Origin of the sequence: Draconibacterium halophilum, assembly GCF_010448835.1 — a bacterium.
Classification (GTDB): Bacteria; Bacteroidota; Bacteroidia; order Bacteroidales; family Prolixibacteraceae; genus Draconibacterium; species Draconibacterium halophilum.
Genome location: NZ_CP048409.1, coordinates 4,607,478 through 4,633,195, shown reverse-complemented (window position 1 = coordinate 4,633,195; position 25,718 = coordinate 4,607,478). Strand labels below are relative to the sequence as shown.

General features: G+C 40.1%; 20 protein-coding genes and 2 tRNA genes. 12 read left to right on the top strand and 10 right to left on the bottom strand.

Annotation, left to right across the window (positions count from 1 at the left end):
* Positions 1 to 100 precede the first annotated feature (100 nt).
* The 4 genes from carB to G0Q07_RS20895 all read left to right on the top strand — a co-directional run bounded on the left by carB (position 101) and on the right by G0Q07_RS20895 (position 6,292).
* Positions 101 to 3,334 (top strand): carbamoyl-phosphate synthase (glutamine-hydrolyzing) large subunit, encoded by a 3,234-nt coding sequence (carB, locus tag G0Q07_RS18885; RefSeq protein ID WP_246222941.1) that lies wholly within the window; start codon positions 101 to 103, stop codon positions 3,332 to 3,334.
* Positions 3,335 to 3,543: 209 nt separating this feature from the next.
* Positions 3,544 to 4,470 (top strand): DUF4369 domain-containing protein, encoded by a 927-nt coding sequence (locus tag G0Q07_RS18880; RefSeq protein ID WP_163348616.1) that lies wholly within the window; start codon positions 3,544 to 3,546, stop codon positions 4,468 to 4,470.
* A gap of 746 nt (positions 4,471 to 5,216) precedes the next feature.
* A complete protein-coding gene (locus tag G0Q07_RS20900) occupies positions 5,217 to 5,840 on the top strand; it encodes a glycoside hydrolase family protein (protein WP_246222940.1) in 624 nt (207 codons plus the stop codon).
* Positions 5,816 to 6,292, top strand: coding sequence for a glycoside hydrolase family 130 protein (locus G0Q07_RS20895; protein WP_246222939.1), 477 nt, complete (start codon positions 5,816 to 5,818; stop codon positions 6,290 to 6,292). The genes G0Q07_RS20900 and G0Q07_RS20895 overlap by 25 nt, the downstream gene beginning before the upstream one ends.
* Before the next feature lie 641 nt (positions 6,293 to 6,933).
* On the opposite strand, the gene G0Q07_RS18870 is transcribed toward G0Q07_RS20895, so the two are convergent.
* From G0Q07_RS18870 to G0Q07_RS18855, 4 genes are all read right to left on the bottom strand, one after another.
* On the bottom strand, positions 6,934 to 7,689 hold the full coding sequence (locus G0Q07_RS18870) for an NAD-dependent epimerase/dehydratase family protein (RefSeq protein WP_163348615.1): 756 nt from the start codon (positions 7,687 to 7,689) through the stop codon (positions 6,934 to 6,936).
* Between the two features lie 149 nt (positions 7,690 to 7,838).
* Complete coding sequence (locus G0Q07_RS18865; RefSeq protein WP_163348614.1) at positions 7,839 to 10,652, bottom strand: ATP-binding protein; 2,814 nt, start codon at positions 10,650 to 10,652, stop codon at positions 7,839 to 7,841.
* A 611-nt stretch (positions 10,653 to 11,263) separates the two neighbouring features.
* Positions 11,264 to 11,608: an Arm DNA-binding domain-containing protein gene (locus G0Q07_RS18860; RefSeq protein WP_163348613.1), complete on the bottom strand. Its 345-nt coding sequence runs from the start codon at positions 11,606 to 11,608 to the stop codon at positions 11,264 to 11,266.
* Between the two features lie 266 nt (positions 11,609 to 11,874).
* A tRNA-Gln gene (locus G0Q07_RS18855) sits at positions 11,875 to 11,950 on the bottom strand.
* Positions 11,951 to 12,229: 279 nt separating this feature from the next.
* Here G0Q07_RS18855 and G0Q07_RS18850 point away from each other — a divergent pair.
* Positions 12,230 to 15,298 carry a glycosyltransferase family 117 protein gene (locus G0Q07_RS18850; protein ID WP_246222938.1) on the top strand — a complete coding sequence of 1,023 codons (3,069 nt, stop codon included), beginning with the start codon at positions 12,230 to 12,232 and terminating at the stop codon, positions 15,296 to 15,298.
* On the opposite strand, the gene G0Q07_RS18845 is transcribed toward G0Q07_RS18850, so the two are convergent.
* On the bottom strand, positions 15,295 to 15,831 hold the full coding sequence (locus tag G0Q07_RS18845) for a hypothetical protein (RefSeq protein ID WP_163348611.1): 537 nt from the start codon (positions 15,829 to 15,831) through the stop codon (positions 15,295 to 15,297). The genes G0Q07_RS18850 and G0Q07_RS18845 overlap by 4 nt on opposite strands.
* A 63-nt stretch (positions 15,832 to 15,894) precedes the next feature.
* On the opposite strand from G0Q07_RS18845, the gene G0Q07_RS18840 reads away from it, so the two are divergent.
* The gene (locus tag G0Q07_RS18840; protein WP_163348610.1) at positions 15,895 to 16,311 is read left to right on the top strand and encodes a (deoxy)nucleoside triphosphate pyrophosphohydrolase; all 417 of its coding nucleotides are present in this window, start codon (positions 15,895 to 15,897) and stop codon (positions 16,309 to 16,311) included.
* Here G0Q07_RS18840 and G0Q07_RS18835 read toward each other — a convergent pair.
* A complete protein-coding gene (locus G0Q07_RS18835) occupies positions 16,279 to 16,779 on the bottom strand; it encodes a hypothetical protein (RefSeq protein WP_163348609.1) in 501 nt (166 codons plus the stop codon). The two genes, G0Q07_RS18840 and G0Q07_RS18835, sit on opposite strands and share 33 nt — an antisense overlap.
* A 256-nt stretch (positions 16,780 to 17,035) precedes the next feature.
* On the bottom strand, positions 17,036 to 17,992 hold the full coding sequence (locus G0Q07_RS18830) for a D-2-hydroxyacid dehydrogenase (protein ID WP_163348608.1): 957 nt from the start codon (positions 17,990 to 17,992) through the stop codon (positions 17,036 to 17,038).
* A gap of 85 nt (positions 17,993 to 18,077) precedes the next feature.
* Between G0Q07_RS18830 and G0Q07_RS18825 the strand changes: the two genes are divergently transcribed.
* Positions 18,078 to 18,575: a response regulator gene (locus tag G0Q07_RS18825; RefSeq protein ID WP_163348607.1), complete on the top strand. Its 498-nt coding sequence runs from the start codon at positions 18,078 to 18,080 to the stop codon at positions 18,573 to 18,575.
* Here G0Q07_RS18825 and G0Q07_RS18820 read toward each other — a convergent pair.
* On the bottom strand, positions 18,572 to 18,976 hold the full coding sequence (locus G0Q07_RS18820; protein ID WP_163348606.1) for a hypothetical protein: 405 nt from the start codon (positions 18,974 to 18,976) through the stop codon (positions 18,572 to 18,574). The genes G0Q07_RS18825 and G0Q07_RS18820 overlap by 4 nt on opposite strands.
* Before the next feature lie 376 nt (positions 18,977 to 19,352).
* On the opposite strand from G0Q07_RS18820, the gene G0Q07_RS18815 reads away from it, so the two are divergent.
* The gene (locus tag G0Q07_RS18815) at positions 19,353 to 20,123 is read left to right on the top strand and encodes a hypothetical protein (RefSeq protein ID WP_163348605.1); all 771 of its coding nucleotides are present in this window, start codon (positions 19,353 to 19,355) and stop codon (positions 20,121 to 20,123) included.
* 233 nt (positions 20,124 to 20,356) lie between these two features.
* Here the strand turns inward: G0Q07_RS18815 and G0Q07_RS18810 are convergent.
* A tRNA-Phe gene (locus G0Q07_RS18810) sits at positions 20,357 to 20,429 on the bottom strand.
* Between the two features lie 436 nt (positions 20,430 to 20,865).
* Here G0Q07_RS18810 and G0Q07_RS21150 point away from each other — a divergent pair.
* From G0Q07_RS21150 to G0Q07_RS18800, 3 genes are read left to right on the top strand one after another with little or no spacing between them, the layout of a single operon-like run.
* Positions 20,866 to 21,606 (top strand): M16 family metallopeptidase, encoded by a 741-nt coding sequence (locus G0Q07_RS21150; protein ID WP_262887979.1) that lies wholly within the window; start codon positions 20,866 to 20,868, stop codon positions 21,604 to 21,606.
* Between the two features lie 32 nt (positions 21,607 to 21,638).
* Positions 21,639 to 22,094, top strand: a complete 456-nt coding sequence (locus tag G0Q07_RS21145) for a M16 family metallopeptidase (protein WP_262887978.1) — start codon at positions 21,639 to 21,641, stop codon at positions 22,092 to 22,094.
* Positions 22,095 to 22,100: 6 nt separating this feature from the next.
* Positions 22,101 to 22,739 carry an O-methyltransferase gene (locus G0Q07_RS18800; RefSeq protein WP_163348604.1) on the top strand — a complete coding sequence of 213 codons (639 nt, stop codon included), beginning with the start codon at positions 22,101 to 22,103 and terminating at the stop codon, positions 22,737 to 22,739.
* Positions 22,740 to 23,048: 309 nt separating this feature from the next.
* Here G0Q07_RS18800 and G0Q07_RS18795 read toward each other — a convergent pair whose 3' ends face one another.
* Positions 23,049 to 24,284, bottom strand: coding sequence for a PSP1 domain-containing protein (locus G0Q07_RS18795; RefSeq protein ID WP_163348603.1), 1,236 nt, complete (start codon positions 24,282 to 24,284; stop codon positions 23,049 to 23,051).
* Between the two features lie 222 nt (positions 24,285 to 24,506).
* On the opposite strand from G0Q07_RS18795, the gene G0Q07_RS18790 reads away from it, so the two are divergent.
* Positions 24,507 to 25,691, top strand: a complete 1,185-nt coding sequence (locus tag G0Q07_RS18790) for an Lnb N-terminal periplasmic domain-containing protein (RefSeq protein ID WP_163348602.1) — start codon at positions 24,507 to 24,509, stop codon at positions 25,689 to 25,691.
* The last annotated feature ends 27 nt before the right edge of the window (positions 25,692 to 25,718 follow it).

Genomic DNA, 25,718 nt, shown 5'->3' with positions numbered 1-25,718 from the left:
GAATGACGATTAACGATTTCAGATTTGCGAAGGACATTCAAAATGAACAGATCAGGAAATCATTAATCTTTAATCATTATTCGAAATTCAAAAAAATATCATGATAGAAACACATATTAAAAAAGCAATTGTTCTTGGTTCGGGAGCACTTAAAATTGGAGAGGCCGGTGAGTTCGATTATTCCGGTTCGCAGGCACTAAAAGCGTTGAAAGAAGAAGGTGTTGAAACGGTTCTTATTAATCCGAATATTGCAACTATTCAGACATCCGATGACATTGCAGACAAAATTTACTTTTTGCCTGTTACGCCTCATTTTGTTGAAGAGGTAATTAAAAAAGAAAAACCACAGGGAATACTTCTGGCTTTTGGAGGGCAAACCGCACTAAACTGCGGGGTTGCACTATACGAAACGGGAGTGCTCGAAAAATATAATGTTGAAGTAGTTGGTACGCCGGTTCAGTCGATTATTGATACCGAAGATCGCGATATTTTTTCGAACATGCTGGCAGAAATTGGTGTGAAAACGCCAAAAAGTATTGCTGCTGCAAATATGGCTGAGGCGAAAGCAGCAGCCAAAGAGGTTGGGTTTCCAATTATTATCCGTGCTGCCTACACACTGGGTGGTTTAGGATCTGGCTTCTGCGAAAACGAAGAAGAACTGGAAGCACTGGCCGGAAGTGCATTTTCTTACTCACCGCAAATTCTGGTTGAAGAATCGATTAAAGGATGGAAAGAGGTGGAGTACGAAGTGGTGCGCGATAAGCACGACAACTGTATTACCGTTTGTAATATGGAGAACTTCGACCCGCTGGGAATTCACACCGGTGAGAGTATTGTTGTGGCTCCATCGCAAACATTATCTAACTCAGAATACCATAAACTACGTGAGATTTCGATAAAAATTATTCGTAGAGTAGGTGTGATTGGTGAGTGTAACGTACAGTTTGCACTCGATCCTTACTCGGAAGATTACCGTGTAATTGAGGTAAATGCACGCTTATCGCGTTCGTCAGCACTGGCATCAAAAGCGACAGGTTATCCGTTGGCATTTGTTGCAGCAAAATTGGGTTTGGGTTATGGTTTGCACGAACTAAAAAACTCAGTTACCAAAGTAACAACAGCTTGTTTCGAACCTGCGCTCGACTACTGTGTAGTAAAGATTCCACGTTGGGATTTGAGCAAATTCGTTGGCGTTTCGAAAACTATTGGAAGTTCGATGAAATCGGTTGGCGAGATTATGGCCATCGGACGAACTTTTGAAGAGGCTATACAGAAAGGAATACGAATGGTTGGTTTGGGAATGCACGGTTTTGTGGCCAACAACGAGGAGATTACAATAGAGGGGATTGAAGAAGAGTTGTCAAATCCTACCGACCGACGAATATTTGCCATTGCCGAGGCTTTTAATAAAAATTACTCCATTGATCAGATTCATGACAAAACAAAAATCGATCGATGGTTTTTACAAAAGCTGAATAATATTCACAAGATAAAATTGGAATTACAGAATTTTAAGGAGCTGGAGAAATTACCAATTCCGCTGTTGAAAGCATCAAAACAGGCCGGTTATTCCGATTTTCAGATTGCACGTTTGGTGCTGAACAGTAAGAATGTAAATATTAATGAAGACATTCTGAAAGTTAGAGAATTCAGAAAAGCTAACGGTATTGTACCCGTAGTAAAACAAATTGATACGCTGGCAGGAGAATATCCGGCGCAGACCAATTACCTGTATCTTACACATAGCGGCACGGAGAATGATGTCGAGTATTTGGGAGATCACAAGTCAGTTATAGTACTCGGATCCGGAGCTTATCGAATTGGTAGTTCGGTAGAATTTGACTGGTGTAGCGTAAATACTATTAAAACGATTAAAGAGCAGGGCTACCGTTCGGTAATGATCAATTACAACCCGGAAACGGTGAGTACGGATTACGATACCTGCGACAGACTTTATTTTGATGAGTTGACTTTTGAGCGCGTAATGGATGTATATGATCTGGAGAATCCGCATGGTGTTGTGGTTTCAATGGGTGGTCAGATTCCAAATAACCTGGCGATGAAGCTGGATGGACAGAATGTTCCGATCCTTGGTACATCAGCCAAAAAGATTGACAATGCCGAAGACCGCGAGAAATTCTCTTCGCTGCTCGACAAGCTGGGAGTAGATCAGCCACGTTGGGCACGCCTGTCTACCATTGAAGAAATTCATAAGTTTGTTGATGAGGTAGGTTATCCATTGTTGATTCGTCCATCATACGTACTCTCGGGTGCGGCAATGAATGTCGTTTCCAACCCTGACCAATTAGAGCATTTCCTTCAGATGGCGACTAATGTTTCGAAGGAACATCCGGTAGTTGTTACCGAGTTTATCGAGCAGGCGAAAGAGATTGAAGTTGATGCAGTGGCCAATAAAGGAGAAATGGTTGCTTATGCTATTTCCGAACATGTGGAATTTGCAGGAGTTCACTCGGGCGATGCTACCATTGTTTTTCCGCCACAAAAGCTGTATGTTGAAACCATTCGCAGGGTAAAGAAAATTGCACGTGAGATTGCAAAAGGACTGGAGATTACCGGGCCTTTTAATATGCAGTTCCTGGCAAAAGATAACGATATAAAAGTTATTGAGTGTAACCTGCGTGCCTCGCGAAGTTTCCCGTTTGTTTCGAAGGTGATGAAACTTAACCTGATTGAAATTGCCACAAAAGTAATGCTCGGGATAGATGTTCCGAAACCAGACAAGTCGTTGTTCGAACTGGATTATGTAGGCGTAAAAGCACCGCAGTTCTCGTTCGCCCGATTACTGAAAGCCGACCCTGTTTTGGGCGTTGACATGTCGTCGACCGGAGAGGTTGGTTGTATTGGCGAAACCTATTACGAAGCCATTATAAAAGCAATGATGTCTGTTGGTTACAACTTTCCCAAAAAGAACATCCTTATTTCATCGGGTCCGTCGCGCGGCAAAGTGGAGTTACTAAACAGTGCAAAACTGCTGATTGGAAAAGGCTATAATATATTTGCTACGGAAGGAACGCATAAGTTTTTCCGCGAGAATGGCGTTGAAAATACATTGGTGCATTGGCCAGATGAAGAAGATCAGTCGCCAAATTCGATTGAGATGATAAAAAATAAGAAGATTGATCTGGTGGTTAACATTCCGAAAAACCATACCAACCGCGAGTTGAAAAATGGTTACCAGATCCGTCGTAGTTCAATCGATTATAACATTCCGCTAATTACCAATGCCCGTGTGGCCAGTGCATTTCTTTCCGGAATTTGCAAATACAAGCTTGAGGATATTAAAGTAATGAGTTGGGACGAATACAAAGAGTAGAAAACATATTTTTTAATAATTGAAAAGCTCTGGCCGTTGGTCGGAGCTTTTTTGTTTTATAAATGACTTGTTTTTTCGGGGGTAGTATTCGATTTAAAAGGATTTGGACTTGAGGATTAAAATTGAAGGAAGTGCAGAACTTTCTTCTGGAATAAAATTATTATGAATAAATTCATTCGTTAACTTTGTAGTTCATAAATGCCAATAAAATGAAAGGATTGAAATTTATATGCTCAGGTTTATTCTTGGTTGTAATTCTTGCCTTCAATGTGTCGGCTCAGTCGCACAATGTCACTATTAAAATAAGCAACCAGCCCAATAACGAAATAATTCTCGGTTCAATAAAAGGTGATGAGTTCACTCCAATTGACACTACTGAGGTGGTAAATAGTATCATTAAATTTCAATTGTACTCATCAAACCCAACCGGTGTATACCGAATTATTTTGGGAAAAACCGCTTACGCCAGAGTAATGAATAAACCTCCTCAACAACTTGATTTTATTTACAATAACGAAGATGTCTTTCTGGAAACCGACTTTATGGACCCTGCAGCTAAACTGAAAGTAATTCAATCGAATGAGAATAAGATTTGGTATGATTTTATTGCAAAGGAAAAGATCTTAAAAGAGGAACTTCAGCTATTGGAAAAGGAAGTAGATTATTATTGGGAAAGAAAAGATACCTCTACTGCAACAATGAAAGCAAATGAATTTAATCAACTTCAAATGGACCGTGAATCTTTTATTATGCAAACAGTAAATAGTTATGGCGATACGTATGCGGCTAACATGATTAAAATGTATTCCGAACCTATTCGGGATGGGTATTTGTCTGCCGAGCAAAGGGATGATGATTATAAGACAAACTACTTTAACAAACTTGATTTTACTGATGAGTCTTTAATCAATTCCATGGTTTATTCTGATAAAGTATTCCATTTCCTGGTAATTTGTAATGATAAGGGGTTCACACCAGAGCAAAGGGAAACTGAATACGAAAAAGCAATTGATATAATAGTAACGAATACGAACCAGAACGAAAAGGTACACCAATTTATTCTCGACTATATGGTTGATGGGTTTGAGCTGTTAAAAATGGATAAGCTGATAACTTATATTACTGATAACTATTAAGGAACTACTTGTTGAACCTTATCAGCATTTAGCCATATAATTTTTAATCACTACATTTTGCAATAGCGGCGATTTACCAGCTTTTTTTTGTGATTCTTTCACCCATAAAAAAAGCCCGAAGTAAACTGCAGATTTTCGTGGTTGACCCAGCTCCTGTATCATAACAAAGTCTCACAAAAAAGGTGTTCTCAATTTTTTGTTACCATAATATTTCCTTGAGTCGTTATGTCAAAATATTTAAAATGATTAAAAGAAAAATATTACCTCCTGACTTAAATTTCAATACACAGGCTTTAATTGCAATTAATCCACTTTAACCATTACGTTTAGAAAGAATAATGATGTACAATAAATGCAAGTAGCAGTAAACAGAAAAGATATTAAATTTCTACCCGATGCCTCCAGGGTAATCGCACGGTTTCTTTATACCGGCGATGAAAGGGCGCTCAATATTATCCGCTCGGTACTTGGCATGACAGAAGTATTAGCGCTACAGGCATTAAATCCCATTCTTAGGGATTACTCAATGCGCCCAGAAATATTTCTAAAATCTTTGAAAAACACTTTAGTAAGATCTCCCATCTGCTAAAACTGTTAAACCTTGATTCTGAATCACTCAGTATTTATCAAAAAATATTAATCGGCTCCTATTTTACCATGGAGTATTCCATTGAATCGGCCGCATTTTTTAATCCCTCCATTGTGGAACATCCCGATCAGTCTGAGACCCGCCCGGATGAAAAAGGGTGATTATCAGCTTCAGGGCCACTGGGGAAGGGCATATTTCATCCATCGTAATCAGAACAGGAGTTCTTGATAAAAACAATAATCTTTCCATTGAACCGGTAGGTAAAATGCTGCAAGAGGCAAAGCATATCCGGCGACATGTGTATGACAAGGCTTCCTTTAAGAAGAAACTAAAAGAGATGGAGGATATTCATGCAATAATCCCATCTGGCTTAATTCTCGACAAGTTAAACGATACATTTACTTATGGCGAACTGCGCGATTGTATAAAAGAAGCCAAAAAATCGTTGCACCTTGCTGCAGACAAGGGAGTTTTGTTTAACCAGGTTATGTGGCTGGCCTCATCACATTACGAACTTGATTTTTTGCTGGACACCAACATTTCAGAACGGGTAATTTTTCCGGTTTCGGCAAACGAAAAAAACGGTGTTGAAGATGCACGTTTCGTAAAGTTTATTGACGATGACGGCAAAATAAGTTACTATGCAACCTATACGGCATACGACGGCACCACCATTCTGCCAAAGATGCTCGACACTACTGATTTTACCACTTCCGGGTTATACCACTTCATGGGGAAATTGCCCAAAACAAAGGAATGGCGCTATTCCCGCGTAAAGTAAACGGGAAATATGCCATGCTCTGTCGACTTGATGGTTTTAATAACTACATTGCTTTTTCTGATAATATTTCCATTTGGTGCGAGGCAAAATTATTACAGCAACCCAAATTTCCATGGGAATTTATTCAAATCGGGAATTGTGGCTCGCCTATTGAAACACCGGAAGGTTGGTTAGTTTTAAGCCATCGTGTTGGCCCGATGCGGGAATATGTTCTCGGAACATCGTTGTTCGATCTTCAAAACCCTGAGATCGAAATCGGACGACTAAAGTTTCCGTTGCTAATTCCCAACACCGAAGAGCGGGAAGGATATGTACCCAATGTGGTTTATTCCTGCGGATCGATAATCAATAATAATGAATTAATAATCCCCTATGCTATGTCTGATTATGCTTCAACTTATGCAACGGTTAATCTGAGAGAACTTCTGAACGAGTTGAAAAATTCCAAATAATTTTCGGAATACATTCAGAAATCAATTTTTATTAAACTCATTTACAACAAGTTATTTAGAGAACAAAATGTGTGAATCATGTAACACTAATCCTAAATTGTGTAATGGCGCGCGTAGTTATAGCGATTATCTTTGTTCATAAATATTTTATGATTTAACATTAGAAAGCATGAAACTAAAAAATGGAAAGGTCCGGTTAAAAGCATCATTTTAGGAATTTTCGCGGTAATAATGATAATTTCATTCACCTCATGCTCTAAAAAGATACCGTTCTCAACATCATTGGTTGTCCCTGCAGCCAAAGGTTATAAGTGATAAAAATAAAAATTTTGTTATAACACTAAAAGTAACCGATTTAGCTGAAGTTGAAAGATTTGGAACATCAAAGCTAACCTATGTGACATGGATTGAAACGGATCAGGGTGATATGAAAAATTTAGGACAGTTAAAAAGTTCAACAAGTTTTCTTTCGAAACGACATAGAGCATCTCTGAAAACAATATCCTCATTCACCCCGATTAAGATATTTATTACATCCGAATACGATATAAATGTTGAATCCCCTGACAATCAAGTTGTTTTAACCACAGAAAGATTCACCGTTAAATAGTTGTTCAATTAATTAAAAATATGAATACAGTTTAGGTTATTTTCAGCATCTCAGTCAATTCGTCAATTGCAGCCGCCTGGAATACCTTTTCAGGAAGTTCTTCAATGTTAGTAAACCTGTCAATGACCTGTCTTTCCAAAAGTTTTTGAAAAAAGGGATCGGGTGTTATTTTTTTTCTAAAAAGAGACTGAAGGCTGGTTGCGGTTGAGTCGGTGCTGCTTGAAAGCTGATGGTTCCTGACTTCAATAGGTGAAATAAAAATAACTTCAAATAAATTATCCGGAAGGCAGTTAAGTACTTTATAAATGGCTTTTGAGGCATGGTATTTCGCTTTGTCAACCGGATTATTTTTTGTTTTTACTATATGGTCGTATCGCTCGGTTTCTGTTGATATGTACTCAGGATTAAACGCCGTTGCACAAGTGATGAAAATAACTTTTCTTATCGAACTACTTTTCTGAATTGCTTTAAACAGGGTTCCGGTTTGTTTTATAACCGTTGCATAAACCATTGTTTCAGAAGATTTGATATTCAAACAAATGGGATCTCCGCAATGAATAACCAGTTCACAATCTTTAATAAAACGTTGAACTTGCTCAGCATTGTTTAAATCAGTTTCATGAAACTCGATATTTTGGTTTATGCTAATATTTTTATATAAAGGATCTTTTTTTATTTGCCTTTTGTTTGAGATTTGCACCTTAACTTTATAATCTTCGGCAAGGAATTTTAATGAAATGTAACTTCCAATTAAATCTGAACCGCCTATAATACCTGCCTTTTTCATTACTTTATTTATTGATTGAAAACGATGTAATGCGAATTTAAGCAAGGCTGTTGCGATTCATTTTTACTTTTCGCGCAATCAGTGGTACTTTTCAACCATTGTGCAGATAAAGGTGGTTTGAAGAAAAAAACAGGTTGTTGAACCGGTGGTTATTTTTCCCGGTATTCAGTGGGTGTGCGGCCAAATTGTTTTTTAAAAGCCCGCGAAAAATAGGACAGGTCGCTAAATCCAAGATTATAACAGATTTCAGAAACACTGGCAGAATTTTGTTTTAACAAATCGGCAGCCCGTTGCAATCGTAACGACCGGATTAGCTGTCCGGCGGGTTGATCGATTAACGCATTTAATTTTCTGTTTAGCTGCGAAACACTCATGTTTATTTTATCGGCCAGCAACTCAACCGAAAAGTTTTCGTCGTGAAAATTTGATTCAATTAGTTTAAGGGTCTTCTTTAAAAATCGCTGGTCGGCAGAAATGGCAGATACCTCAGTTGGCCTGATAATAGTTGATTTACTGAACCGTTTTCTTAACTGTTCTCTTTGAGCAATCAGATTTTTTATTCGGATTTTTAACTCTTTTGCGCTGAACGGTTTTGTAACGAAAGCGTCAATCCCTGTTTCCAAACCGTTGATTTTATCATCGAAGCCTGCTTTTGCAGTAAGCATTACAATCGGAATATGGCTGGTTTTTTCGTTGCGTCGTAATTTCAGGCAAAACTCGTATCCGTCCATCCGTGGCATCATTACGTCAGTTATAATTAAATCAGGCAGTTGATCTTCTGCTGCTAAAAGTCCTTCCTCTCCATTTTCTGCTTCTTTAATGCGATAGCTATTTACCAGCTGTTCTTTAATGTATTCCCGCACTTCCGGATTATCTTCTACAACAAGAATAATTTTTTTGTGATTTTCAGATTCTGTTTTGTCTCCGCGTTCAGATTGAATGGCAGGTTGAGCTTCGGGCTTAAAAGAAGTTTGTTTTTCAGCCGTTTTAACTGTTATGTTTTTGCCCGAAGCACTCATCGTTTGTTCAAACGATAACGGAAGAAGAATCCTGAATTCGGTTCCTTCATTTTCCAGGCTCGAAACGGATATCTTTCCCTTATGCAATTCCACCAGTTCTTTTACAAGCGCCAGACCGATGCCTGTACCTTCATGTTTTCGGATAGTTGAACTGTCGGCCTGGAAAAACCGGTTGAAAATGTGTGGAATTTGTTCAGGGGGAATGCCAATCCCTGTATCCTTTAAAATGATTTCGATTTTTGCCGACTCAATTACTTTTATTGCAAGTGATATTTCACCCGGTCCCTCGGTAAACTTGAATGCATTCGACAGCAGGTTATAAAAAATGGTTTCCATCTTTTCATGATCAAATGCAAGGCTTATATTTTCAGTCTCCGAATAAAAATGAAGCAATACATTTTTTGATGAGGAAAAAGACTCAAATGAAAAGAAAATGTTTTTTAAGAATGAAACGAGATTCCCATTTTCACTTTTCAGCTCCAGGTTACCGGCATCAATTTTCGAAAGTTCAAGCAACTGATTTATTAAAACCAATAGTTTATTCGCATTTATGTTTGCAATTTCAAGCTTTTTTTTGTCGGCTGAATGAATATTCGATGCGAGTACATTTTCAACTTCGCCCATGATGAGGGTGAGCGGAGTCCTGAATTCGTGAGAGATATTTGCAAAAAACCTGGACTTCAACTCGTCAAGCTCCTTAAGTTGTGCCTGTGCTATTTTCAATTCATTTAAAGTTATTTCAATCTTGTTTTTGGCTTCTTCAACATTTTTAAAGTCTTCGTACCGGGCATAAGCCATGGAAAATGCTTCAGCCAATGTTTTTACCAGTTCCAGTTTTTCATCGGTAAGGGTAGAAACATTCCCAACATAAAGTATGCCCTGGGCGAAAGGAACAAAGTGCAGGTGAAGAGACTCCGGTGGGACTGATGAACCCTGGTAAGTTTCCACATTTTGAATCTGTCCGATTTTAATCATGGATTTTGTCCAGTTGATAAATTTTTCCCTATTCCAGCGCTCTTTGTAAATCTGGTTCTCTTTCCAGTACTTTATTGCATTATTGGTAAGATAATTAGTATCAAAAGCCAGATTTAATGCTGCCAGCGACTTCCCATCTGGCGTGGTTAAATAAGCCTGAATTTTTTCGTTCTCATTATCAATAATAAAAACACCGCAGCGAATAAAAGGAACCTCCAGTGTTTCCAGTTCCCGCCAGATAATCGGTGTAATCCGGTTGAGGTCTTCAGAGGTACGCATACTGGCAATTTCACCGCGTACCCTGTCCGCAGATGCTTGTTTAATCGCTTCACGCGCCAGGGCTTCGGCTTTTTGGATGTCGAGAAATCGGGTGTAGCTCTGTTCAAAAACTTTTCCAAAGCGCCTCAAAATCTTGTTATCGGCATCAGATAATCTTCTTCCAAAATGATTAACTACAAATATGGAAGTATAGTGAGAAACAGAAACGGACCTTGTATAGCCTCCCTCACGGGAAAAAACCTGCTCCTTCCACTCAGGAGTAGATGAACTGTAAGGTGGAAATTTAAATAAATGCTCAAAAAATTCATTTTTTTCCTCCCGTGTATATTCCTCCGTAAAAAAATGTTCTCCTTTGGTTGTAGCCTCAGCCAATACTCTGTAGATAGGCCGGTCCAGAAAAGGAATAGCCGCTTTTTTCATATAAATCTCGGCCACCCCCGTAGATCCCCAAAATGTGAATTGTTTATCAATTTCGTCATTGTTGATAACCATAAATACTCCGGTAATATCCAGGTTCATATTATTCAATTCCTGAGCAACTATGTTGACAATCTTCTGCAAATCAGATGAAAGACGCATCGACATAGCATGTGCTCTTACTTTCTCAAAAGCTTTCTCAATTTTCAACTCACGTTTTTTCGCTGCAAGTTCTTTTTCGAGTGCTTTAATGTCTGCCTTTGATTGATTCATTTGTGAGTATTTAAATGACGGAATTTATTACCCCGAACAGACAATTCCAGAGAGCTCTTAATAATGAGTAAGATTAATATGACGTTTTTAAAACTTTGTCTCATTCCCGATTAGTGACATAAAGTTTTTTTGATTTTTTCAATATACGTATTTTTTATAAATGTAAATGTTTCGTATATAAGGAATTTGCACATTTAAAACAATTTGCTTTTTTGTTCCTATTTCTTGTACCGGAAATGTTAAGAAGTATTTAAACGTATTTTTATGTGAATAAAAGGGTGGAATTTCTAAATCTGTTTAATTCATGCGTTTATTTTAATGCATCTGCTTTATTCGGGTTGTTCTATCGCATTAATCAAACATAATAGACTTTCCTGGTTATTTTTCACCTTCAACAGTTTAAAATAGAATAGTAGCAATTATCCGCCTGTTTCTGCCAAATGTATGAATGATGTAACTCTTATCCGAAATTGTGTAATGCCACTCATCATTAAAGCCAATACCTTTATGCATAAGAATATTCTATTATTTAAATTTAGAAAACATGAAAACGGAAAAACTGAAAGGTCTGACAAAAGGTATCCTTATTGGAATTTTCATAATCGCAATGGTTATTCGTCAAATATCGGAATCAACATCTTTTTGTTTTTATCCTTCCCACTGAGCACATCTTTTAAATCTTCGGCACTAATTTGCTTTTCTTCTTGCAAGGCTATATTGTAAACCCGGTTTAGTTTGTTCTCCAGCTCGTCAAGAAAGTTATTAAGTATTCTGCTTTTTTCACTTTTACCTTTCAGTCGGTGACTACCTCTATCCCAACTCTTTGTTATGGTACTTCTTCCGGTTGACATCTCCGCTCGTTGTCCGTTCACTGTAATTCTTAAATAAATTGGTGCTTCACCCGCTTTGTTCGTTTTTGTCTTCTTTAAGTAAAATAATACGTTTAAATCTGTCATAATGCATTGAAAATTAATGTTATATACAAAAATACTGCAAATAGGGCACCAAATAAGGTGCAAAAACATGCAAAGAAGTGCAAATGTGAAGCCTTGTAAGAAGTTGTCTTATAGTTTTTTTACGTGTGTTTTGGTGACCATAAATAAATGGTCTCGATTTGGACTCCTTTATTTGGCGAATTTTAGTGAATTTAAGTATTTGTTGGATACAAAAAAAGCCTGAAATCATTGATTTCAAGCTTCTTAGTGATTTTTAATAATCGTTTTGGTTGACCCACCAGGGCTCGAACCTGGACTCTTCTGGACCAAAACCAGACGTGTTGCCAATTACACCATGGGTCAGTCCTTATTGTGCCTTTTTGTTAAAGACGCTGCAAAAGTATAAAAAAAATTTATTCTGCAATATCTGTGCTGATAAATTTTCGTTCACTCAAAAATTTATCAGCATCTATTTTCATCTCATTAAAATTATTCACCTCATTTGTATTCGTAGGAACTCTCAAATATTGCAATCATACTTCTATCTAAAAGTTTATTTTTCATGCTCGTTTCATTATTATGTTCGCAGCATTCTTGTATAAAAGCTTATATTTGCCTTTGTTCAAAAATAAAATGCAGATCATGCAACACACGAAAATAATCAATAATATTCTTGGTTGGCTTGTTTTTATCGTCGCTTGTATAACCTATTTTGCTACGCTTGAACCCACAGTAAGTTGGTGGGATTGTGGCGAGTTTATTACCAGTGCTTTTAAATTGGAAGTTGGTCACCCGCCGGGTGCGCCTACTTTTATGATTTTGGGACGAATATTTACACTTTTTGCTCCCGATCCAACCAAAGCAGCTGTTATGGTTAATTCGTTGTCGGCCATTGCCAGTGCAGCAACCGTCATGTTTTTGTATTGGACGATTGTACATCTTGCAAAAAAGCTTTTCCCGGCACAGCAACTGAACACCGGCGAACAAATTGCAGTGTGGGGTAGTGGTTTGGTTGGAGCCTTGGCTTTTACTTTTACCGATTCGTTTTGGTTTTCGGCGGTAGAAGGCGAGGTTTACGCACTGTCGGCGTTATTTACAGCAATGGTATTTTGGGCTATTTTAAAGTGGGAAAATGTGGCGCACGAAAAATATGCAAACCGTTGGTTGGTACTTATCGCTTATTTGATGGGTTTGTCAATTGGAGTTCACTTGCTGAACTTGCTTGCCATTCCGGCCATCGGACTGGTATATTATTTCAAAAAATATGAATTCTCGTGGAAAGGCGTGTTTTATGCATTGGCGGCATCTATGGGTATTTTGCTGGGTATTCAGTATGGAATTATTCCGGGAGTGCCACGCATTGCCTTTATCTTCGACCGTATTTTTGTGAATGCATTCGGGCTCCCGTTTAACTCGGGAATACTATTTATGATTGCGCTTATGGCTGCCGGTGCGGTATGGGGTATCAATTACACCCGAAAAAGAAACAAAGTAATGTGGAACACTGCGCTTACGATGGTCGTTGTGATTTTGATCGGATATTCGTCGTTTGCACTGATTGTTATTCGTGCTTCAGCCAATCCTCCGATGAACCAAAATAACCCCGACAATGCATTTGCACTGCTTCGTTACCTGAACCGTGAACAATATGGCGACCGGCCATTGGCAAAAGGCCCGTACTATAATGCCCCGCGAATCGGCAGTGAAAATCCAAAAGATCAATACAATAAAGTAGACGGAGAATATAAAATTACCGGATCAATGCCGGGAGGTTCAGTTTATGAGCCCAAAATGGAAACATTCTTCCCCAGGATGTACAGCGATAAATCAAATCATGTACAAGCCTATAAAGATTGGGGAAAAGTAAAAGGTACCCCGGTTAGGGTGCGTGATCGTGGCGAAGTGAAAACCCTGCAAAAACCCACTTTTGGCGAAAATCTGCGTTTCTTCTTTAGCTACCAGGTAGGGCACATGTATATGCGCTATTTTATGTGGAATTTTGTGGGTCGTCAGAATGATTTGCAAGGCCACGGTAGTTTTGAAAACGGAAACTGGGTAAGCGGAATTTCATTTATTGATGAAGCCAAAGTAGGGCCGCGCGATAGTATGCCCGAGTTTATGAAAAACGATCCAAGCAGAAATGTGTATTACTTCCTGCCATTATTATTGGGACTTTTGGGCGTATTTTTTCAATATAACCAGGGCAAAAATGGGAAAGAAACATTTGCGGTTACCATGATGCTGTTTATACTTACCGGTATTGCCATTGTGGTTTATCTGAATCAGTATCCGTACCAGCCACGCGAGCGTGATTATGCCTATGCCGGCTCGTTTTATGCTTTTGCCATTTGGATTGGATTGGGAGTACTGGCCGTTTATGCCGGATTAAAGAAAGTGGTAAAAGGAGCGCCGGGAGCAGTGCTGGCAACCGTAATTTCGGTGGTTGCTGTGCCGGGGGTCCTCGCCTCGCAAAACTGGGACGATCACGACCGATCGGGAAAATACATGACACGCGATTATGCCATCGATTACCTTGAATCGTGTGCGCCAAATGCCATTTTATTTACCTATGGCGATAACGATACTTTCCCGCTGTGGTATGTGCAGGAAGTGGAAGGCGTGCGTCGGGATATAAAAATTGTAAACATCAGTTATCTGGGAATGGACTGGTACATTAATCAGCAGCAGTTTAAAACTTACGAGGCCGATCCGGTGCCATTTTCGTTCACAAAAGATAAATATTACATGGGCCGTATGGATGCGGTACTTTTCCAGGATCGGATAAAAGGATCGGTGGAGCTGAGCGAAGCCATGGAGTTTTTAGGCAGCGACGATGTGCGCACCAAAGTTAAAGTTACCAGCGGAGCAATGCTTGATTACCTGCCGTCGCGCGATTTCCATATTACAGTTGATAAGCAGAAAGCGTTGGATACGGGAACGGTAAAACCCAAAGATGCGGATCAGATCGCCGACAGAGTAAGTTTTAAGATCACCAAAAACATGATCACCAAAAGCGAAATGGCAGTGCTGAATATGATTGCAGCCAACAATTGGGAGCGCCCGATTTATATCGATCACAGTTTGGTATTCACCGGAAATATTCACTTCCTCGACTGGTTACAGTTTGAAGGGCTTGCTTATCGTTTTGTGCCAATCAGAACGCCAAAACAAGGTGTTACTGCCGGACGTATCGATACCGATATTCTTTATGATAATGTGATGAATAAATTTGTTTGGGGAAATGTAAACGATCCGGATATTCATATGGACGAGTATAACCGCAAACAGATAAATATTATGCAGGCACGCTATATGTTTACTCGTTTGTCGCAATCGTTACTGGCTGCAGGAGAAAAAGAAAAAGCCATTGAGGTGGCCGACAAAATGTTCGAACTTTTCCCAAACGAGATTATTCCGCTGGATTACAGTTCGTTCCAAATGGCAGGGCAGTATTACGGTGCCGGGGCCATTGAGAAGGGAAATGAAAAGGTGCGGATTATGGCTGATAACTGCTTTGCTATGCTTGATTATTTTGCGTCGTTACCGGCTAACCTTGCTGCAGCGGTACAAAATGAGCAAAACCGACAGATTTCGCACCTCAGGAATTTGGTGATTCTTACGAGAAACTACAACCAGGATGAGTTGAATACAGAGCTGGATGCAAAATTGCAAGAACTGATTGCCAGGTTCCAGAACAAAGCCAGTGCTTAATCACCATTTTGTTGAATTTGCCTGAATAATTTAGTGGCCAGTTTTTTGCCCCGCGACCGGATGCCGGCCGTTGGATGATATTCCATTTCCTGTTCGATGATTTGCAGAACTTCCGGTTTGAGGACGGGTTCCATTTCCGATATGTTATACAGAATTTGCATGGCATGTACCCGCACCGCAACAGCTTCTTTGCCCGATGTAAATGTTTCAATACAATAATCAAACAGAAAACCAATGTGTTCTTCGCTTATTTTATTCATACTAATAAGCTTTAGCCAGTGGCGGCGTTTGCTTGCATTCATTTCTGTTTGTAGTTGCCCGATTAGTGCCGGGAGATAAGGTTGCAACAGTTCCGGCTTTTCGTCATGAATTTTATCGACCAGATAGGCAGCACGCCAGCTTTTTGGGCGGGTGTCGTTTAGTGCAAGTTGTATTAATGTTTTGAATTGTACCGGATCGTTAAGCATTGCTGCGGCAACAATTTCAATGTTTTCCCATGCGTCGAGCTGCTCAAAAAGTTCTTGTTCTGTCATCGGTGGTTGATTTCAATTGCACGGAAAAGATAAAAAATATTCATTACTTTTTATTTTTACAGAATGATTCAAGTTACCTGTGCCATAATAATCGATCAAGGGAAAATTCTTGTTGCTCAAAATAAGGAAAACTCCGATCATCCTTTTCAGTGGGAATTTCCCGGAGGAAAAATAAAATCGGGAGAAACAGAACGAGATTGTATTGTTCGTGAGATTGAAGAAGAGTTAAACCTTACTGTTGAGATTGCAGAGGCGCTTATTCCGGTTGAACACAATTATGAAATTAAAGTCATTCGCCTTATTCCGTTTGTGTGTTCGCTTGTTTCGGGGCATTTAAAACTCAATGATCATAAAGCCATAAAGTGGGTTGATGAAGATGAGCTGGATAAACTTGATTTTGCAGAAGCCGACAGGGTATTGATTCAAAAATCAGAAAATCGTGAGCGTTTAAAGAAATACCTTGGGGAAAAGATGCACTAATCCTGACAATACGCCCGCCCAACCAATTATCGATAAAATCATATACAAAACAATGTGTCGTCGTTGGGCGTAATATTTATTGGCCAAAAAAGCTCCGATGGGTATGGTTAAAAGAACAGGAGTGGCAATTATAACTCCCCAAAATCCGTAGTTCGATCTCATTCGGCTGATAAAACGATTTTTCCAGGTAAAAATTCGTTTCTTCTTTTTCTTAGTTCTGTTGATACACCAATTGTGGTAACGCCCTTTTAGCGAATTAGGAATGGCCTTGCACAGGCACGGCCACATAAGTATTAATCCGCGGTTTAACGGTTTGCTGATGTAGTAAAAAAACAAAAACCCGCCGATTCCCCCGGTAAGCACAGCCAGTAAAGCGTACTCGTAATCGAGGCCGATTATCATGGCATAGGGAAGTGTAACAATATACTTTACCGATGCCAGTAATACAATATGTAGTATTTTTAGCAACACAATTAACCCTTTCGTGTGCTGATAAAACGCACGAGGGATTCAAAAGGTTGCGTGGCTTCACCGACCTTTATGTATTCTTAACGATTAATAAACTTGGGATTAACGATAAAGCATGAAAAAGATTCTTTCGCTTCCATAAATACGAGAACTTTTAACACGAAAACACCAAGTCACAAAGATTAAGGGTTGAATAAGAGCTTCTCTTTGAGTCTTTGTGACTTGGTGTTTAATTCCTTTAAAACCTCTTCCAATATTACCAGGTACCAACCACATTTATCGGACTTCCATCAATAAATGCCTTTAGATTATCAGCAGCAATTTTCATTAAACGCCGGCGGGCTTCAAGTGTTGCCCAGGCAATGTGTGGTGTGATGTTGCAGTTTTTTGCCCTTGGTAAGGGATTGTCGGGCAGGGCAGGCTCAGCCGATAATACATCAAGCCCGGCACCGGCAATTTGGTGGCTGTTTAGTGCGTCAGCCAAATCCTGTTCGTTAATCAGTGGTCCGCGGCCAGTGTTTATCAGAAAAGCCGTTGGTTTCATCCTGCCAATTGCTGTTTTGTTGATGAAACCCTGGTTTTCGCTGGTTAGCGGGCAGTTGATGCTAATAAAATCACTGGTCTTCAGCAAGGTGTCGAGCTCTACCTGGCGGGCATCAAGCGAGGTTGTTTTTTTGCTTCGGTTATTAAAAATAACTTTCATGCCAAAAGCCAGTGCTATGCGGGCAACGGCTTGTCCAATTTGCCCAAAGCCAATAATCCCCATTGTTTTTCCTGCCAGTTCGGTTTGTGGCGACAACCAGTAGGCAAAATCTTTGCTTGTGGCCCATTCACCATTGCTCACCGAATTGGCGTGCAAACCCACATTGTTTGTAAAATGTAGAATATGGGCAAATACCAATTGTGCTACCGACTGGGTACTGTAGGCCGGAATATTACAAACAGTAATTCCTGCTTCGCGGGCAGCAGTGGCATCAACAACATTAAAACCTGTTGCCAGCACACCAATAAATTTTAATTGGGGCAGCTGATTAATGATTTCGCGGTTAAGGATGACTTTATTGGTGTAAACAATTTCGGCATTGGCCGCTCGTTCAATGGTTTGTTCCGGAGTTGTCCGGTTATAAACGGTTAATTCTCCCAGTGCTTTTATTTCGCCCCAGCTTAAGTCACCGGGATTTAGCGTGTAGCCATCCAAAACAACAATTTTCATGCTTCTAATTTTTAATGTGTTGTCAAAAATAAACAAAATGAACAAGCATGTTATTTTCTGAATCGAAATGAATGTCATATATTTAATGAGTTATACAAAAAAGAATACAAATAAGGACAAATTAATTGCCCGGCACAGCAATACCTTTGCTGAGGTTTATACCGAAAGTCCAAAAGTTGATAACCCTATGGAAACAAATAACCCGAGTAGTGAATCGGACACAAGAAAATTAAAAATTTTATTGGCAGAAGACGACGTCGTTAATCAGAAGTTGTTTTCGTATATGTTACAAGAAATAGCCGACGAGCTAATTATTGCTTCAACCGGTGTGGCAGCCATTAAGTTGTTTAAAGAAAATACTGATTTAGATCTGATATTAATGGATTTAAAAATGCCGGAGATGGACGGCTACGAAGCCGTAAAAAACATTAGGGAATTGGATAAGACGGTGAAGATTTTCGCCGTTTCGGCCTTTGCTCCCGAAACACAAGGCGAGGCAGTAAATGGAAATGATTTTAACGATTATGTGAGTAAGCCCATCCGAAAAGCCGACCTTTTAAAAATTATCAGTAAATACTTTTAGAAAAAGAGCTTTTGTATTAGCCTAATAGTTTGCTGCTGAAAATATGAGAGCTCTTCTTCGTGAGCCGGCGAAGAAGTGATAGAACTGGAGAGTTGAATTATAAGCTTTACCCCGCACTTTGTTGAGAGCCCCCAGTGCAAAAGAGAGCAAGCATAAAAAAATAAGCGCATTACATTAAAGCCTGTGAATGAGCTTTGCAGCTGTTTCTCCTTTTGAGGGGAAACGTTACCTGTCGGTAGGCAGATGGCAACAGCCAAAGGGTGAGGTTTTATAACAGGCAGGCAATTGCTCCAGCCTGTTGAGCCATAACAATTTTTTTCGTAACTTTTTCTCACCAAAAACAACACAAGTGCATTTTGCCAATTATACATATGCCCAATCAATGTGTTTTTGCCTGCCATTGGTGAATACAAATTACCGCGTTGCTGTGCGAAAATGTGTGCCGCCGCAATTGGAGGGCCGCAATTGTAAACAAAAATGGTTCTCTCCAAGTGCGGAGGGCATCACTTTTATAAAAAAATGGCCCCTTTTAATTGCGGAGGCCTCTGTTTTTATACAAAAATGCGCCCCTTTAACTGCGGCGGGTAGCATTTTTACACAAAAACGGCCCTCTTCGCACTTGCTAAAACCCTCTATGGTATTGGTTTTTACGCTGTTTTTTACTGTTATATGTTGGCTGTTAACACGAAATTCCTCCGGAATCTATTTTTCATATTTTATTAATCAACCCGGATACTTTCCAATTGGAATAACCCCCGGGACTAAATCTTTAAGCGTATGCCTTACAGAGAATTGCCAAATACCATAATTGGCAGAACCAATGTGTTGGAAAAAACCAACGAAAAAGCAAGCAGTACGCCCGCTGAACAATGGGCGATAAGTACCGAAACGCAAACAAAACTGGCAAGCCTTTATGCTTCTATGCGGCAGGAAATTGCCGAGCGGCAGGAACAGTTTGCCAAACAAGCCGAGGCCTCCGGGGCTGAGAATGCGCAGCAGCAGGTACTGTTGCGCATCGTGTCGCATTTTATTCGTGTTTTTAATATGGCTGTTGAGCGCGGCGTGTTTTCTCCGGCCGACCGCCTGTACTACGGATTAAATGCCAGCCAGAGCGACTTGCCTAAACTGAGTACCGAGCAAGACCTGGTAACCTGGGCACGTAACCTGGTAGCCGGCGAGGAAAAACGAACACAGCAAAGCGCACCCGAAGCGCCTGTAATTCCGGTTGTTCCCGGTACAGAAACCGAAAGCATACAGGAAAAAGTGCCAATGAGCAATCCGTCGGCAGCAGAGGTAGAAGCCGAGCTGAACAAGTACGTTGAGCTAAGCAATGCACAGTCGGCCGAAAAGCAGGCTTTTGATGCCGAGAACAAAGATGTGCTGGATATGCTGCCCGAAATCGACGAGCTGATACGTGATATTTACGATGAGGTAGAGTTTTACTACCGTAAAGAAACACCGGCCAACCGCCGTAAACTGGCGCGCCAGTGGGGCGTGGTTTATGTATCGAGGCCGGGCGAAGAACCCGAGGACGAGGTGGTGGAGTAATTCCACGGCTTAATCAACTTTTCCAAAGTTTTAAACTTTGGAAAAGGTAAAATTACGAAAGGCTGTTCCGGAGGGCAGCCTTTTGTTTTTGGCTAATTATAACTGTCGTGAATAACTATTGGCCGAATAAAATCCCCCGCTGGCGCGGATTTGTAATCCGTGCTTTTAAAAAAGGTATTAAGTTTCAGGCAGATATAAAAATCAAAAGGGAGAAAACAAGTTTCTCCCTTTTGTGGTGCCACCTGGAATTGAACCAGGGACACACGGATTTTCAGTCCGTTGCTCTACCAACTGAGCTATGGCACCGTTGTAAAGTTGGGCTTTAAGTAGCACCCCCTTTATTTTGGTGTTGCAAAAGTATACATTTTTTTAAAATCACAAAGTTCAACGCAAAAAAAATTGAAAAAAATTAAATTATTCAGTTTAAGAAATTAAGTATGGCTTTATGAGTTTCGTCTTTTTTCTGGTGGGGCAGTGGTTGTAAATTCTTAAAAAGCAAGAAAATAGTGAATGTTCAATATTGAATAACCAATGTAAAATGATGAAAAACGCATCATATTGGAGTTGATTTGGATATTGATTATTCAATATTGGTAATTTTATATTTATTAGATTTTTTGGTAATCCCTTGTAGTCTAAGAGAATTTCAATTTCACAATACAATACTCTCATTTGTTTTCTAAACGGTTTAAGCTGGCAATCCAATACTTTTTATACTTTTGCACGATTAGTTTAAAAGACAATGGTTGATACTGATTATCTGATACATACATTAAATAACGGCATTCGCATAATTCATCAGAAAACCGATTCCCCGGTGGGGCATCTGGGAATATTAATAAACACCGGATCGCGCGACGAAAAGGAAGATGAACACGGCCTGGCGCACTTTATCGAACACTCGGTTTTTAAGGGCACAAAAAAGCGTAAATCTTTTCATGTGTTAAGTCGTATCGAGGGTGTTGGTGGTGAGTTAAATGCCTACACCACAAAAGAAGAAACCGTGCTGTTTGCTACTTTTTTAAGCGAGCATTACGAGCGTACGGCAGAACTTTTAAACGACATCCTTTTTAACAGCACTTACCCTGAAAGGGAACTCAATCGCGAAAAAGAGGTAGTTGTTGAAGAAATAAATTCGTATAACGATACGCCATCGGAGTTGATCTTTGATGAATTTGAAGAGCAGGTGTTTGACGGCCATCCCATTGCGCGGAATATCTTAGGTACAAAAGAAAAGCTGCGTTCTTTTAACCGCGATAAGATTTTCAATTTTATTGCCAATAACTACCATACCGATCAGATGGTGATTAGCTCGGTGGGAAATATCAGTTTTACTGCTTTGGTGAAAATGCTGGAGAAGTATTTTGGCGGCGTGGAGCAACGCTTGCGGCAGTTGGGCCGAGAGCGATTCCTGGATTACCGGCCACAATCAAAAACCATCATTAAAGATACTTTTCAGTCGCACTGTGTGATGGGAATGTAGCTTTTGATTTTAAAAATCCAAAGCGTATTGCCATGGTTCTGCTTAATAATGTACTTGGCGGAAATGCACTCAACTCGCGGTTAAATCTGGCCATGCGCGAACGGCGCGGAATGGCCTACAACGTTGAGTCGTCGTACACCGCTTATTCCGATACCGGTTTGTTTAACGTGTATTTTGGCACCGATAAAGAGAACCTGAATAAGGCTGTGGCGCTGGTGCATAAAGAGTTTGATTTGCTGCGTGATAAAAAAATGGGCGCTGTTCAGTTAAGCAGGGCAAAAAAGCAGCTCGTTGGCCAGATTGCCATATCAAACGAAAGCCGCGAAGATTTGATGTTGACCATTGGGAAAAGTTATATGCTTTTTGATAAGGTTGATTCTTTGCAGGTGATCTTCAAAAAAATTGAAGCCATAACTGCCGAGGATATTCAGGAAGTGGCAAATATGGTACTGGACAAAAACCAGATGAGTACCTTGATTTATAAATAAACGGTAATGGACAGGCAAAAGGCATTACATCAATATATTTTGGATCACATTGATGAGGAAGATCCGGTTTTAACCGAACTGGATCGCGAAACCAATTTGAAGGTGCTGGGTGCCCGTATGATTTCGGGACATTTGCAGGGGCAGGTATTAACGATGCTGGCAAAAATGATTCGACCCAAAACAGTTCTTGAACTGGGAACTTTTACCGGTTATTCGGCCATTTGCCTGGCTAAAGGATTGCCTGATGATGGCAAGCTAATTACCATTGAAATGGATGATGAACTGGAGACGCTGGCCCGGAAATATTTTGGAAAAGCCGGAGTGTCGCATTTAATTGAGCAAAAAATTGGCGCTGCAACAGATCTGATCCCCTCGCTCGATCAGTCGTTCGATCTGGTTTTTATTGATGCCGATAAGCGTGAGTATGTGGACTATTACCAGCTGCTTATCGACAAAATGCAATCGGGAGCTTATCTGATTGCCGACAACACACTGTGGAGCGGTAAAGTGCTGGGCAAGCCCCGGCACGATGATAGACAGACCATTGGTATTCAGGAATTTAATAAGCTGGTTAAAAACGACGATCGCGTAGAAAAAGTTATCCTTCCGCTACGCGATGGTATGACTGTTATCCGTAAGAAATAGCTTATAATCGTGTCTGGAAAAAGCTGGAGATTACTTCACTATTTTGCAAATGCCAGATTTTAATAACACTCATCTTTAATCAAAAACAGGCTCAAACTTTATTGTTATTTCGACGAAGAATGAGGAGAATTGAAAATCAGCGGAGCTAAACCTCTCACAAATAAAACAGATTTCTCAGTCGTTCCTCCTTCGAAATGACAGCACCGACCTGCTGTTATAATCTCATTATGCCTATTAAAAATGAGTGGACTTTCGTAATGCCCATGGCTTGGTACGTTTTAATGCAGCCCTAACTATTTGGGACTCCCATTAATTTGCATTATTCGACGTTTGCGCCCCTTTTTTGCCTTTAAATCCCTGTTTCCTTTTTCTGTTGGGATTGTTATTTCTCCGTTTGTTTGGCCTTTTACTCGTATCGCTGTTATCCGAAGCGTTTTGTTTGTTTTGCGGATTCTTATTCTCGAAATTGCGGCCTCCCTTTTTGTTGCGTCTTTTCTTGTTTCGCGAAGGTTTCTTTTTATCGAAACGATCCAGACGTTCGTCAAGGGTAACTTCCATTTTGTTTTGCTCTTTCGGCTGCGCACTAAACGTATGGAGTTCGGGTTTAATTCCCCGTTTATTTTTCTGAATAATATCGCGCACCTGTTTCAGCGATAAGTTGAATGTGGTTCCCATGCTTCCTGCTAATCCATACCAGATTTCTTTTTTCAGGAAATCGGTCTTGAATGGCTTGGCAATTCCCGACTCCAGTTCCAGATCGAGCAATTCGCGGGGGAATTCGTTTCCGGCTTCAATGTAGGCATCCAACTCGTAAAGTAGGCAACATTTTAGTTTTCCGCAGGCGCCGGCCATTTTTTGTGCCGATGGCGATAAACCCTGTTTTAGTGCTGCATCCGACGAGATACTTGAAAAATCGGTTCGCCAGCTCGAGCAACATAACTCGCGACCGCAAGAGCCAATTCCTCCAATCAACCCGGCTTCCTGGCGGGCACCAATTTGTTTCATCTCCACTTTAATGCGGAACTCGCGGGCATAAACTCTAATCAGTTCCCTAAAATCTACACGACCTTCTGCCAGGTAGTAGAAAATAGCTTTTTTGTTGTCGCCCCTAAATTCAACATCGCCAATTTTCATTTCCAGGCCCAGCTCTTTTGCTGCCTCGCGTGCCCTTATCATTGTCGCTTTTTCGCGGCTTCGTGCCTCATTCAATGTTTGAATATCGTTATCTGAAGCTTTGCGGTAAACCACGTTCAGATTGTAACGCGACGGGTTTTTAATCCGCAGCTTAAATTGTTTTTCGGCCAGGTAACCGGTTAACGTTACCTCGCCTACATCGTGCCCCGGCGAGGTGGCAACAACAATTCGATCTCCACGTTTTAAATGAAGATTTTCAACATTTTTATAGTATTCCTTTCGGGTAGATTTAAACTTAACTTCAACAATATCTGATTTATCGGTGGTGTCTGGCAAGTCACTTAACCAGTCGTATCCTTGTGCTATTGTACTTGTTGAATTATTGTTAAACGAACATCCATTACAACTCATATTATCCCCTCTGCTTTCTGTCTGACGTGTGGCTTTTTTGTGCATTTATAGCACTGAGCATCACGTCCACCTTTAATAAATAATTCAATGCAAAGATTGGAAAAAGAATTGGATTTTCTAATCTGGAACAAGTCTAAATTAAAATATGACGTTTTTTTCTATGTCATAAATTTGCTTTTTTGTTCCTTTATTGAAATTTAAAATAAGTCAGAAAAAGCATTCATGAATCTTATAAAGCGGCTTTTAATTGTGGTATTTGTAGCCCTGGCATTTAATGGGCTGGCTTTTCAATTGTCTGAAAAGGCAACGGTTAGCATTATTACCTGTAGCCCGGGAGACGAGATGTATTCGGTTTACGGTCATTCGGCTATTCGGGTAGAAGATCCGAGGGTGAATTACGACGTGGTTTTTAATTACGGAATTTTCGATTTCAGCAGCCCCAATTTTTTATATCGTTTTTGTGCCGGGAAAACGGATTACCTACTTGGCGCCTATCGTTTTGATACATTTCTGAATGATTACCGGCAAGCCAAACGCAGCGTTTTTGAGCAGAAATTAAATTTGACTGCGCAAGAAAAACAAACAATCGTCAACTTTTTGCTTTGGAATGCCGAACCCGAAAACAGGGTTTACCGCTATAATTTTTTCTTTGATAACTGTGCCACGCGGGTACGCGATGTGATTGCTGATAATGTTGATGGCGGAATAAGCTACACGGACAGTGCCAGCCATAAAACGCTGCGAACACTAATAAAAGATTACCACCATAAAATTAGATGGCTGAATTTTGGCATTGACTTTTTGGTGGCTACCGATTCCGACCGGGAGGCAACTTTGGAAGAAGAAATGTTTTTGCCCGATTATGTGATGACACATTTTGCAGCGGCCAGGCGAAATGATAACGGGCAGAACATTGCGCAGAAAGCTCGGGTGCTTTATCGGGCTCCTGAACAAAACACCGGTTTAACATGGATTTGGGGGCCGCTGGTATTTTTTTCGTTGTTGATTGTGATAGTAGCTTTTGTTACTTACAGGCAGTTTAAAAGAGAAAAGATGAAGCCTGCTATGGATGTGTTGCTGTACGGAATAAACGGATTTGGTGGTTTATTAATCACCTGGTTTACCATTTATTCCGAGCATCCGGCAATGAGCCCAAATTACAACCTGGTATGGCTGGTGCCGATAAACCTATTGTTTGCAATCGTTTGGTTACGAAAAAAGTGGCGCCCCGTTTTGCGTTATTATCACCTCGTTTTTGCTGCGTGGATGATCGTATTTTTTGTTTCAGCACCTTTTTTGCCACAGAAATTTCACCCGGTGTTTTTCGTATTTGCAGCCACATTTTTTATGCGGGCATTAGCGCATTCTCTGTTGGTTTTGAAGTTTTTAAAAGCAGCTCCTAAATAATTGTAGGTTGATGTTCGTTTTTTGAAC

What these genes read in the sequence shown, in the direction of transcription:
- carB (WP_246222941.1), top strand. Translation starts at nt 101, where the DNA reads ATGATAGAAACACATATTAAAAAAGCAATTGTTCTTGGTTCGGGAGCA.
- G0Q07_RS18880 (WP_163348616.1), top strand. Translation starts at nt 3,544, where the DNA reads ATGAAAGGATTGAAATTTATATGCTCAGGTTTATTCTTGGTTGTAATT.
- G0Q07_RS20895 (WP_246222939.1), top strand. Translation starts at nt 5,816, where the DNA reads ATGGCGCTATTCCCGCGTAAAGTAAACGGGAAATATGCCATGCTCTGT.
- G0Q07_RS18870 (WP_163348615.1), bottom strand. Translation starts at nt 7,689, where the DNA reads ATGAAAAAGGCAGGTATTATAGGCGGTTCAGATTTAATTGGAAGTTAC.
- G0Q07_RS18865 (WP_163348614.1), bottom strand. Translation starts at nt 10,652, where the DNA reads ATGAATCAATCAAAGGCAGACATTAAAGCACTCGAAAAAGAACTTGCA.
- G0Q07_RS18860 (WP_163348613.1), bottom strand. Translation starts at nt 11,608, where the DNA reads ATGACAGATTTAAACGTATTATTTTACTTAAAGAAGACAAAAACGAAC.
- G0Q07_RS18850 (WP_246222938.1), top strand. Translation starts at nt 12,230, where the DNA reads ATGCAACACACGAAAATAATCAATAATATTCTTGGTTGGCTTGTTTTT.
- G0Q07_RS18845 (WP_163348611.1), bottom strand. Translation starts at nt 15,831, where the DNA reads ATGACAGAACAAGAACTTTTTGAGCAGCTCGACGCATGGGAAAACATT.
- G0Q07_RS18840 (WP_163348610.1), top strand. Translation starts at nt 15,895, where the DNA reads ATGATTCAAGTTACCTGTGCCATAATAATCGATCAAGGGAAAATTCTT.
- G0Q07_RS18830 (WP_163348608.1), bottom strand. Translation starts at nt 17,992, where the DNA reads ATGAAAATTGTTGTTTTGGATGGCTACACGCTAAATCCCGGTGACTTA.
- G0Q07_RS18825 (WP_163348607.1), top strand. Translation starts at nt 18,078, where the DNA reads ATGAGTTATACAAAAAAGAATACAAATAAGGACAAATTAATTGCCCGG.
- G0Q07_RS18820 (WP_163348606.1), bottom strand. Translation starts at nt 18,976, where the DNA reads ATGGCAGGCAAAAACACATTGATTGGGCATATGTATAATTGGCAAAAT.
- G0Q07_RS18815 (WP_163348605.1), top strand. Translation starts at nt 19,353, where the DNA reads ATGCCTTACAGAGAATTGCCAAATACCATAATTGGCAGAACCAATGTG.
- G0Q07_RS21150 (WP_262887979.1), top strand. Translation starts at nt 20,866, where the DNA reads ATGGTTGATACTGATTATCTGATACATACATTAAATAACGGCATTCGC.
- G0Q07_RS21145 (WP_262887978.1), top strand. Translation starts at nt 21,639, where the DNA reads ATGGTTCTGCTTAATAATGTACTTGGCGGAAATGCACTCAACTCGCGG.
- G0Q07_RS18800 (WP_163348604.1), top strand. Translation starts at nt 22,101, where the DNA reads ATGGACAGGCAAAAGGCATTACATCAATATATTTTGGATCACATTGAT.
- G0Q07_RS18795 (WP_163348603.1), bottom strand. Translation starts at nt 24,284, where the DNA reads ATGAGTTGTAATGGATGTTCGTTTAACAATAATTCAACAAGTACAATA.
- G0Q07_RS18790 (WP_163348602.1), top strand. Translation starts at nt 24,507, where the DNA reads ATGAATCTTATAAAGCGGCTTTTAATTGTGGTATTTGTAGCCCTGGCA.